Annotated in this window: 10 protein-coding genes and 1 other RNA gene; 10 read left to right on the top strand and 1 reads right to left on the bottom strand. The window is 34.3% G+C overall.

Features of this window, described 5'->3' with window-relative positions:
- Nucleotides 1–135 precede the first annotated feature (135 nt).
- The 10 genes from ABUA27_RS10410 to ABUA27_RS10365 all read left to right on the top strand — a co-directional run bounded on the left by ABUA27_RS10410 (nt 136) and on the right by ABUA27_RS10365 (nt 9885).
- Nucleotides 136–1671, top strand: a complete 1536-nt coding sequence (locus tag ABUA27_RS10410; RefSeq protein ID WP_129982276.1) for an ABC transporter ATP-binding protein — start codon at nt 136–138, stop codon at nt 1669–1671.
- Nucleotides 1661–2779 (top strand): ABC transporter permease, encoded by a 1119-nt coding sequence (locus ABUA27_RS10405; RefSeq protein ID WP_129982275.1) that lies wholly within the window; start codon nt 1661–1663, stop codon nt 2777–2779. Before ABUA27_RS10410 ends, ABUA27_RS10405 begins: the two co-directional genes overlap by 11 nt.
- A complete protein-coding gene (locus tag ABUA27_RS10400) occupies nt 2776–3738 on the top strand; it encodes an ABC transporter permease (protein ID WP_129982274.1) in 963 nt (320 codons plus the stop codon). Before ABUA27_RS10405 ends, ABUA27_RS10400 begins: the two co-directional genes overlap by 4 nt.
- A gap of 86 nt (nt 3739–3824) precedes the next feature.
- A complete protein-coding gene (gene yfmF, locus ABUA27_RS10395; RefSeq protein WP_129981387.1) occupies nt 3825–5117 on the top strand; it encodes an EF-P 5-aminopentanol modification-associated protein YfmF in 1293 nt (430 codons plus the stop codon).
- On the top strand, nt 5089–6381 hold the full coding sequence (yfmH, locus tag ABUA27_RS10390) for an EF-P 5-aminopentanol modification-associated protein YfmH (RefSeq protein ID WP_129981388.1): 1293 nt from the start codon (nt 5089–5091) through the stop codon (nt 6379–6381). Before yfmF ends, yfmH begins: the two co-directional genes overlap by 29 nt.
- A gap of 34 nt (nt 6382–6415) precedes the next feature.
- Nucleotides 6416–6573, top strand: a non-coding RNA gene (gene ssrS / locus ABUA27_RS10385) — 6S RNA.
- A gap of 29 nt (nt 6574–6602) precedes the next feature.
- Nucleotides 6603–6830 (top strand): DUF896 domain-containing protein, encoded by a 228-nt coding sequence (locus ABUA27_RS10380; protein WP_022424391.1) that lies wholly within the window; start codon nt 6603–6605, stop codon nt 6828–6830.
- 97 nt (nt 6831–6927) lie between these two features.
- Nucleotides 6928–8898 carry a transketolase gene (gene tkt, locus ABUA27_RS10375; RefSeq protein WP_287968482.1) on the top strand — a complete coding sequence of 657 codons (1971 nt, stop codon included), beginning with the start codon at nt 6928–6930 and terminating at the stop codon, nt 8896–8898.
- Nucleotides 8899–9021: 123 nt separating this feature from the next.
- On the top strand, nt 9022–9225 hold the full coding sequence (locus ABUA27_RS10370; RefSeq protein WP_006506632.1) for a YneF family protein: 204 nt from the start codon (nt 9022–9024) through the stop codon (nt 9223–9225).
- 27 nt (nt 9226–9252) lie between these two features.
- On the top strand, nt 9253–9885 hold the full coding sequence (locus ABUA27_RS10365; protein ID WP_129981390.1) for a histidine phosphatase family protein: 633 nt from the start codon (nt 9253–9255) through the stop codon (nt 9883–9885).
- A gap of 14 nt (nt 9886–9899) precedes the next feature.
- Here the strand turns inward: ABUA27_RS10365 and plsY are convergent, their stop codons facing one another.
- The gene (gene plsY / locus ABUA27_RS10360; RefSeq protein ID WP_022424388.1) at nt 9900–10508 is read right to left on the bottom strand and encodes a glycerol-3-phosphate 1-O-acyltransferase PlsY; all 609 of its coding nucleotides are present in this window, start codon (nt 10506–10508) and stop codon (nt 9900–9902) included.
- Nucleotides 10509–10633 lie beyond the last annotated feature (125 nt).

Here is a 10633-nt window from a genome sequence, read left to right as displayed (position 1 = left end):
AATAGTCTATATCCTGAATATTTCTGCTCCACACTTCTCTTAAATCGTTACCTGTAGATTATGGGTATTCAAAAATACATTTAGTTATTTTTAAAGTGAACAATTTATAGTATAATATGGTCAGAGGTGAGAATATTGGAATATGCTATTGAAATGCTTAATATCACAAAAGAATTCCCTGGTATTAAAGCAAACGACGATATTACTCTTCAAGTAAGAAAAGGCGAAATTCATGCTTTATTAGGTGAGAATGGTGCCGGTAAATCTACTTTGATGAGTATTTTATTTGGTCTTTATCAGCCTGATATAGGTGAAATAAAGATTAATGGACAAAGCGTTAAAATCAATGACCCAAATGATGCCAATAAATATAACATTGGTATGGTGCATCAGCATTTTAAACTTGTTCATAATTTCACTGTATTGGAAAACATTATTTTAGGGGTTGAAGAGAAGGGGTTATTTGGTAAACTTAAAACAGATAATGCGCGCAAAAAGGTGATGAGCTTATCTGAGAAGTATCATTTAAACATTGATCCAGATGCAAAGATTGAAGATATTACTGTTGGTATGCAGCAGCGTGTAGAAATCTTAAAGATGTTATATAGAAATAATGATATCTTGATTTTTGATGAACCTACTGCAGTACTCACTCCACAGGAAATTGATGAGTTAATGAAAATCATGAAGGAACTTATTAAGGAAGGTAAATCCATCATTTTCATTACTCATAAGTTAAATGAAATCAAAGCAGTAGCGGATCGCTGTACAATCATTCGTAAGGGACGTTATGTTGGTACAGTCAATGTAGCTGATGTGACTAAAGAACAGTTATCAGAAATGATGGTTGGTCATAAGGTAAACTTGACAGTCACTAAAGATGAACATAAACCATCTGATGTTGTACTAAAGGTTGACCATTTAAGCTATCAGCCTAAGACTTCAGATAAACTTCTTTTAAATGATGTTTCATTTGAAGTAAGAAAAGGTGAAATTGTTTGTATTGCTGGTATTGATGGCAATGGTCAGAGTGAGTTGATTTATAACTTAGCAGGTCTAGAACAGCCTAATATGGGTCATGTTTACTTAAATGATGAAGAGATTACACATAAGAGTATTCGCTATCGTAATGATCATGGTTTATCTCATATCCCAGAAGACCGTCATAAACATGGGTTAGTTCTTGATTATACTCTTGGTGAAAACTTAATTTTAAAATCATATTATAAGAAAGACTTCCAGAATCATGGCATTATTAATTTTGACGCAATGAATACTTATGCTGATCGTCTTATTGAAGAATATGATGTACGTTCAGGTGAAGGAAGAAATTCTATTGTACGTGGTATGTCTGGTGGTAACCAGCAGAAAGCTATCATTGCAAGGGAAGTAGAACAGAATGATGACCTACTTATTGCAGTACAGCCTACACGTGGTCTAGATGTTGGGGCTATTGAATTTATTCATAAGCAGATTGTTAAGACAAGAGACAACAATAAAGCAGTATTACTTGTGTCACTTGAACTTGATGAAGTTATGAACTTATCAGATCGTATTTTAGTGATGTATGAAGGGGAAATCGTTGCGGATCTTAATCCAAAAGAGACTACTATTCAGGAATTAGGACTTTATATGGCAGGTTCTAAGAGAGGAGAAGGTTATGAAAAGTAATAAACCCGCTTTAATGGAACGTGCCAGCTTCAAATCAATTGTGTCTTCTTTACTCGCAATTTTAATGGGGCTAGTCGTTGGTTTTATCATTATCTTAATTGCTAATCCTAGTGATGCATTACAGGGATTATCTATTTTATTAACAGGTGGCTTTAGAGAAGGTTTATCTAGTATTGGACAAGTTATTTATTTAGCTGTACCAATCATGATGACTGGTCTATCTGTTTCATTTGCTTATAAATGTGGTGAATTCAATATCGGTGTACCTGGACAGTATTTGGTAGGTTGCTTCACTGCTGTATTTATCGCATTAAGAGCAACTTTTATTCCAGATAACTTAGTTTGGATTTTTGCTATTTTAGGAGCTGGAATTGCTGGCGCTTTATGGGCACTTATTCCTGGTATCTTAAAGGCTGCTCGTAACGTAAACGTTGTTATTTCTGGTATCATGTGCAACTATATTGGTATGTTACTTGTTATCCAGGGTATTAAAGCCACTATCTACAACTCTACTGGTGCAGAAAGTTATGCTGTATCTAAAGCACGTAGTATTCCTGGATTTGGCTTAAATCAGATCTTTGGTGATCGTGTTAACCTTGGTATTATCATTGCAATCTTACTTTGTGTACTTGCTTGGTTTATCATGAATAAAACTACTTTTGGTTATGAACTAAAAGCATGTGGTTTCAATAAAGATGCAGCAAGATATGCAGGTATGAACGAAAAGAAATGTATCGTTTTAGCCCTTATGATTTCAGGATTCTTTGCTGGAGTAGGTGGTGCCTTAACTTACTTATGTGGTACTGGTAAAACATTACCAATAACAGAAACATTACCAAACGAAGGCTGGAACGGTATCCCAGTAGCCTTACTTGGCTTCTCTAATCCAATTGGATGTATCTTTGCTGCCTTATTCATTGGTTATATTAATGTTGGTGGTAACTATATGCAGGCACTTAATATTGCGATTGAAGTTATTGACATTATCGTTGCTGTTATTATCTACTTTGCTTCATTCACATTATTCATTAAAGCCTTATTAGAACGTTATCAAAGAAATAAAAAGAGAAAAACAGAAATACAGAATAAAGGAGGTAAAACAGAATGAGTATAGTTTATTTCCTTTTTGCTCAGACTTTACTATTTGCCATTCCATTAATGATCGTTGCCTTGGGTGGTATGTTCTCTGAACGAAGTGGTGTTGTTAACTTAGCCCTTGAAGGTATTATGATTATTGGTGGTTTTGCTGGTGTATTCTATTTAAATTATATGCAGTCTAATGACATTCTTCATGGTATGCCACTTCTTTTAACAGGTTTACTTATTTCTGGTATTGTTGGTGTACTATTTAGTATGCTTCATGCCTTTGCAGCCATTCATTTAAGCGCTGACCAGACTATTTCTGGTACTGCATTAAATATGCTTGCTCCGGCACTTGGTATCTTCATCGCAAAAACTGTACAGGATGGTATGCAGAACGTTTCATTCACTAATGAATTCAGAATTTCTGAAGTTCCTGGACTTAGCAGTATCCCAGTACTTGGTGACTTATTCTTCAAAAACTGCTACTTTACTACATTCCTAGGCATTGCGATTCTTATTATTTCTTGGTATTTCCTTATGAAAACTAAAACTGGTTTAAGAATCCGTTCTTGTGGTGAAAACCCTCAGGCAGCAGATGCTGCAGGGATCAGTGTTTATAAGATCAGATATCTAGGTGTAGGTATTTCTGGTTTCTTAGCTGGTATGGGTGGACTTATCTATATCCTACCAATTTCTACAGAATTCACTTGTACTGTTGCTGGTTATGGTTTCTTAGCTTTAGCTGTATTAATCTTTGGTAACTGGGCACCATTAAGAATTGCTGGTGCAGCATTCTTCTTTGGTTTCATGAAGACATTGTCTTATACATATAACTCAGTTCCATTACTTGCTAAAATGTCTTTACCTGATACAACATATAAATTAATTCCATATGTTGCCACTTTAATTCTATTAGCATTCACATCTAAGAACTCAGCTGCGCCTCGTGCAGATGGTGTGCCTTACGATAAGTCTAAACGTTAATAGAGCTGGACTCCCTAGGGAGTCCTTTTTTCTTGCACTACTATACAAAAAAGTTATAATGAATAGAGAAAGAAAAGAGGTATACAATGAACAAGATCTATCAAATGAATGGATATCAACTCCACTTGATTTCATCTAAGAAATTTAAAGATATTACAATCTCTGTTCGTTTTAAAGGACGTTTTACAAGAGAAACAGTCACAAGTAGAAGTGTTTTAGGATTTTTAATGATCACTGGAACTATGAAGCATCCAACACAAAAGGACTTATCTAGAACACTAGAAGATTTATATGGTGCAAATCTTTCTGCTAATATTTCTTCAGCAGGTAAAGGTCATATTATTACTTTTAAGAATACATGTGTTAATCAGGAGTTCCTTCCTATCAATGAAAATCTACTCATTAAACAGGTAGATTTATTAAATGAATTATTAAATCATCCTTATATTGTAGATGAGCATTTCGATGAAGAAATGACTGAACTTAAGAAACAGGAAATCACATATCGTATTATGGCTGATATGGACGATAAAATGGGCTATGCCTTTGATCGTATGGTAGATTATATGGGCAGAGGAAGCGTGCTAGGATTACGTTCTACAGGCTATATAGAGGATATGGAAAACATCAATGCTTATACTCTTGTAGAAACATATAAAGATATGATTCAAAATGATGATAAGCATGTTTATGTAGTAGGGGATATAGATGAAAGTATTATCTCTATCTTCAAAGAAAAGCTACAGTTCCCAGAAGTGAAACATGATCCTTATCCTAGTGCCTATATGTATCAAAATGATCGTAAACATCTTTTAGATATTATTGAAAAACAGGATATCGTCCAGTCTAAGCTCATTATGGGATATAAGGCAAACTGCTGTACCTTAAGTGAAAATACAGCTGCAATGAGTGTATTTTCTAATTTATTAGGAGGTTATTCTCAATCTAGACTATTCCAGGTAGTCAGAGAAAAGAACAGCTTATGCTACTTTATTCATTCAAGTTATGATCCGATGAATGGTATTATGACCATTGCAGCAGGTATTGATATGAATAATTATGATAAGACTAAAGAGTTAATTGGAAAACAGATCAAAGACTTACAGATTGGGCATATCACTGATGAAGAATTATCAATGGTAAAGACAATGCTTATCAATGCATTATCTAAAGTAGATGATGATCCTGATGCCATTATCTCATTCAACTGGAGAAGAGATATTATTAATAGTCAGGATACTATTGAAGATAAACAGAATGCGATTAAAAATGTCACAAAAGAAGATGTCATCAAATGTGCTCAAAGTATAGAATTAGATACCATCTATTTCTTAACTGGAAAGGAGTTCTATGAAGAAAACTTATTATCCAACAATTAAAGAAACACTCTATCATGAAAAGATGAGCAATGGACTTAATGTCTATTTGATGCCAAAAGATGGCTTTACTAAGACATATGGTTTGTTTTCAACACGTTTTGGTTCTATTGACCGTAGCTTTGTTCCTCTAGGAGAAACAGATTTAATCACAGTACCTGATGGTGTCGCTCATTTTCTAGAACATAAAATGTTTGATATGGAAGATGGAGATGCATCTGAAAAGTTTGCTGCACTTGGTGCGAGCAGTAACGCCTTCACTTCTCATAGCCGTACTGCTTATTTGTTCAATACAGCTGCAAATGTTGATGAATGTACTGAATTATTATTAGATTTCGTTCAGGAACTCAATGTTACATCTGAAAGTATTGAAAAAGAGAAGGGCATCATTAATCAAGAAATAGGCATGTATAATGATGATCCTGACTGGCGTGGTTATTTTGGTGCCATCAGTAACCTTTATCATAATCATCCTGTTAGAATTGATATTGCAGGTACTGTTGAAACAGTGGCAGAAATTGATTATGACATCTTACAAAAGTGCTATCATACATTCTATCATCCATCGAATATGATGTTATTTGTGTCAGGAAACTTTGATCCAGAACACCTCATGTCTATTATTAGAGATAATCAGGCAAAGAAAGATTTCAATGATATGCCACCAATTGTAAGAGGGGATCATAATGAACCAGAAACCATCTTTAAAGCTTATGAAGAAAATGAGATGGATGTTACTATGACTAAGGTCAATGTTGCAATAAAAGTCAACAATGTGCCTGAATCACCTGAAGAAAAACTCAAAAGACAACTTTCATTCTATATTTTCATGGATATGTTATTCTCTAAGAGCAGTGATTTAAGAGATGAATGGACTAAGAAGGGACTCATCAATGATTCTTTCTTCACTAACTTCTCACAGGAACGTGATTTCTCTCATATTATTTTTGCAGGAGATAGTCCTAAACCTGAGGAACTTGTATCTCATATACATAAACTTATTGAAGATATTCCTCATATGACACTGGATGAAGAAGCATTCAATAGAATGAAAAGAAATAATATAGGAACTCTTATTGGCTTCTTCAATTCTATTGAAACAATTGCTTCATTATTTAGCCAGTACTATTTAGAAGGTATTAATTTATTTGATCTATTTGAGGCCTATCAGGCTCTTACTATCGATGACATTAAAAATATTTTACCTCTATTTTGCAAGGATTTAACATCTAATTTTATTGTCAGACCACTTAAGGATAACGCCTAGATGTTGACTAAAAAGGTGCTTATGCTATAATGGTGGTGACCTGAGAGTATATGGATTTCCTACATTTTTGATAAGGGAACCTGATTGTTAGAAAGACGGTGTTGAAGACCTGCTACGAGTAGGGATCCTAAAGTTTTTCACAAGGTGCCCACCTGTATTTAACAGGGATAATCAACGCCTCTTAGGTCTTTTCGTTTGTTTAAATTATACAGGAGGTCGTTATGGCTATTGATCAGAAACTCATCGATGAAATTAATGCACTTGCTCATAAAAAGAAGACAGTAGGTCTTACACCTGAAGAACAGGTTCGTCAGCAGAAGCTTAGACAAAAATACCTAAAAGAATTTAGAAGAGGCTTTGAACAGCAACTTCAGAGTATCAAAGTTGTTGATGCAAATGGTAACGATGTCACTCCTGCAAAAGCAAGAATGCATAAAAAAGTAAATTAGACAGTCTTTGTGAAAAGATTGTCTTTTTTATTGCGTAAAAAATGGTTTACACATCAATAAAATTATGTATAATGATGGTGATTAGGAGGTACTCGAAATGGATTCGAATTTATCGATCGCTACAATAAGATCGCTTTGTATTGACATGATCAATAAGGCAAATTCTGGTCATCCAGGTATGGTTCTAGATGGCGCACCTGCTTTATACACATTGTTTACTAAGGTGATGAACATAAATCCCTCTTTGTCTAGTTGGCAAAATAGGGATCGCTTTGTTCTTGCAAGTGGTCATGCTAGTTCTTTACTTTATGCTTTATTACATCTTTCTGGTTATGATTTAAGTCTTGATGATTTAAAACAGTTCAGACAGTGGCAGTCAAAAACACCTGGACATCCAGAAATCACTATCACAGATGGTGTAGATGCATCTTCAGGACCTTTAGGTCAGGGGGTTCCTACAGCCACAGGTATGGCAATTGCTGAAAAGTTCCTTGCAGAAAAGTACAACAAGGAAGATTGTTCAATTGTTGACCATTACACATATGTATTATGTGGTGATGGTGATATGCAGGAAGGTGTGACTTATGAAGCATCGTCTCTTGCTGGTCATCTTTCATTAGGTAAGTTAATTGTTATCTATGATGCCAATGAAGTAACACTTGATGGTCCTCTTTCATATTCATTCAGTGAAAATGTAAAGAAGAGATATGAAGCAATGAATTGGCAGGTTATCGAAGTGGCTGATGGTAATGACATTCAAGCTATCAACCGTGCATTAAAGCGTGCTAAGAAAGAGTTATTCAAACCATCTATTATCATCATGAAAACTGTTATTGGTTATGGTTCTTGCAACCAGGGAACTAATAAAGTTCATGGTTCACCTCTAGGTGAAGAAGACGGTAAGAATGCTAAGTTATCTTATGGATTTGACCACGATCCTTTCTATGTTCCTGAAGAAGTTTATGCTGATTTCAAGAAGAACGTAAAAGACCGTGGTACAAGAGCATATAAGAAATGGTTAAAGACTGTTGAAGAATATGCTGAAAAGTATCCAGAAGAATATAAAGAATATAAAAATGCTATTGAAGGTAATTATCATTTAGATATTACAGAACTTCAAAAGGAATTCAAACCAGGTTATACAGAAGCAACTCGTAATATTTCTCATAGAATTATTCAGGAAGTGGCTAAGCAGAACCCTACATTCTTATCTGGTACTGCAGATCTATCTTCATCTACTAAGACATCAATCCAGGGTGAAGGAAGATTTAGCTGTGAAAACTATACTGGAAGAAATGTATATTTTGGTATCAGAGAATTCGCAATGGTGTCTATCATGAATGGTATGACATTACATAAGGGTGTTAAGATTTCAGCAGGGGGCTTCTTAGTATTCAGTGATTACTTTAAAGCAGCCTTAAGAATGGGTTCTTTACAGGAATGTCCAATCATTCTTCCATTATCACATGACTCTATTGCAGTTGGTGAAGATGGTCCTACACATCAGCCTGTTGAACAGCTTGCAATGCTTAGAAGCAGTATTGATGTTGAGGTATTACGTCCAGCTGATGCGAATGAAATGCTTGCATCTTGGAAGATTGCTGTTGAAACAAAGAACATGCCAGTCGCATTAATTCTTACTAGACAGCCAGTAGAAAACCTTACAAATTCTACTTATGAAGATGTATTACATGGTGCTTATATTGCTAGAAAAGAATCTGGTGACTTAGAAGGTATCATTATCGCTTCTGGTTCTGAAGTGGGTCTTGCTATTCATGCACAGGAAGAATTAGAAAAACAGGGACATTCAGTACGTGTTGTTTCTATGCCTTCAATGAACTTGTTTGATGCACAGAGCGACGAATATAAGGAATCCGTTTTACCAAATAGTTGCAGAAAGCGTCTTTCTGTAGAAATGTTATCTGATTTTGGATGGCATAAATATGTAGGTTTAGATGGTAAGACTATGGGTGTTGATACTTTTGGTGCGAGTGCTCCAGCAAGCAAAGTCATTAAAGAATATGGTTTTACTGTAGAAAACGTAGTAAAAGAATACAATTCATTATAAAAACAACTAAAAAGAGAGGGTATCTTAGGATATTCTCTCTTTAATTAGTGCTAAAACACTAAAACAATTTACAAACATAATCTAGTTTGATATAATTATTTAACGTTAACGGAGGTATTTACAATGGTAGCAGGATATATTATTACTACAATTATTGGTGCTCTTGTTGGATTCTTCTTTGCAAGATGGATGTTCAAGAGAGAATTAAAGAAAAACCCACCAATTTCAGAAAAAATGATTCGTGCTATGTTTATGGAAATGGGACGTAAACCTAGCGAAACTCAGATCAAGAGAATCATGAAAAGTGTCAATGATCAGTATAAATAAGGGATAATACCCTTATTTTTATTTAATATGAAAATTACAATTACTAGACATTCTAAAACGCTTTGGAATAAAGAAAAAAGACTTCAGGGATGTAAAGATTCTCCTTTAAGTCCTGAAGGCATGGACAATATTCTTGCATTAAAAGAACATATCAAGAATAACCATTATGATGCTATTTATTCTAGTCCTATTAAGCGTGCCTATGATACTGCAAAACTCTTGTTTGATGAGCAGCCCATCATTACTGATGAACGCATTAGAGAAATGAACTTTGGAATATTAGAAGGACAGAAAATTAATGAAATTCCAGAGGAATATAAGAAAACTTATCATGATTTATGGTGTCATCCTGAAATATCCAATGGTATTCCAGAAGGGGAAACCTATGATGAAATTGAAGAAAGAGTTAAAGACTTCTTAAATAATCTTGTAAAGAAGCCTTATGACAACGTATTTATTGTCACTCATGGATTCTGTTTTACTATTATTATGGCCACTATCATGAACCTTGAAAGAATTGACTATATTAAAGTCAATAGTCCTGTTGTGGATGGCTGTTCTGAAACAATTGTGGATTATAGTAATGGCGAGTTTAGTGTCGAAGTTTATGGAAATAATGATTTCCTTCCACACCAGTCAAATGAATCATTTTCTAAATAAATAAAGTCAAATGGCTAAAACCATTTGACTTTATTTTCTGTTCCTTCTTTTATTCTTATAATATTTGCACGATGTCTATAGACAATAAGTGCGACAACACATATATTAGTAATGATTCCAGTTGTAGAATATCCAATAAATGGTGATGCAATGAGTACAGCTGTTGCACCAAGGATACTAGATAAAGATACATACTTAGTTGTCTTTAATGTAATTAAGAATACCACAACTGCGATAATAAAACCATATATATTAGTCATTAATGTATAGGCGATTGCACTTGATACAGCCTTACCACCCTGGAAATTTGCAAAGATAGGATAACAATGACCAATCATACAAAATAGTGCACATGGATAGATAATATTTGCTGAAATACCAGATACTTTCGCAATCCATCCTGTTAATAGGATAGTAATGATACATTTTGTTGCATCAAGTAAAATAACTGTCATTCCGGCTTTTTTGCCTAGTACTCTTCCTGCATTGGTACCACCTAGATTATGTGATCCATATTGACGAACATCAGTATTATAAAACACTTTACCAATTACTAATGCAAAAGGTATTGAACCATATAGATAACTTATTAATAAACAGATGATTATAACTAAATATTTCATCGACTCACCTCACAAAAATTCATTATACATAAATACTACAAAAAATCAATTTGAATACCCATAATCTACAGGTAACGATTTAAGAGAAGTGTGGAGCAGAAATATTCAGGATATAGACTATTTGT

The sequence above is a fragment of the Catenibacterium sp. RTP21428st1_D7_RTP21428_210409 genome (assembly GCF_040227455.1).
Taxonomy (GTDB): domain Bacteria; phylum Bacillota_I; class Bacilli_A; order Erysipelotrichales; family Coprobacillaceae; genus Catenibacterium; species Catenibacterium mitsuoka_A.
This window is presented reverse-complemented; position numbering and strand designations above follow the sequence as displayed.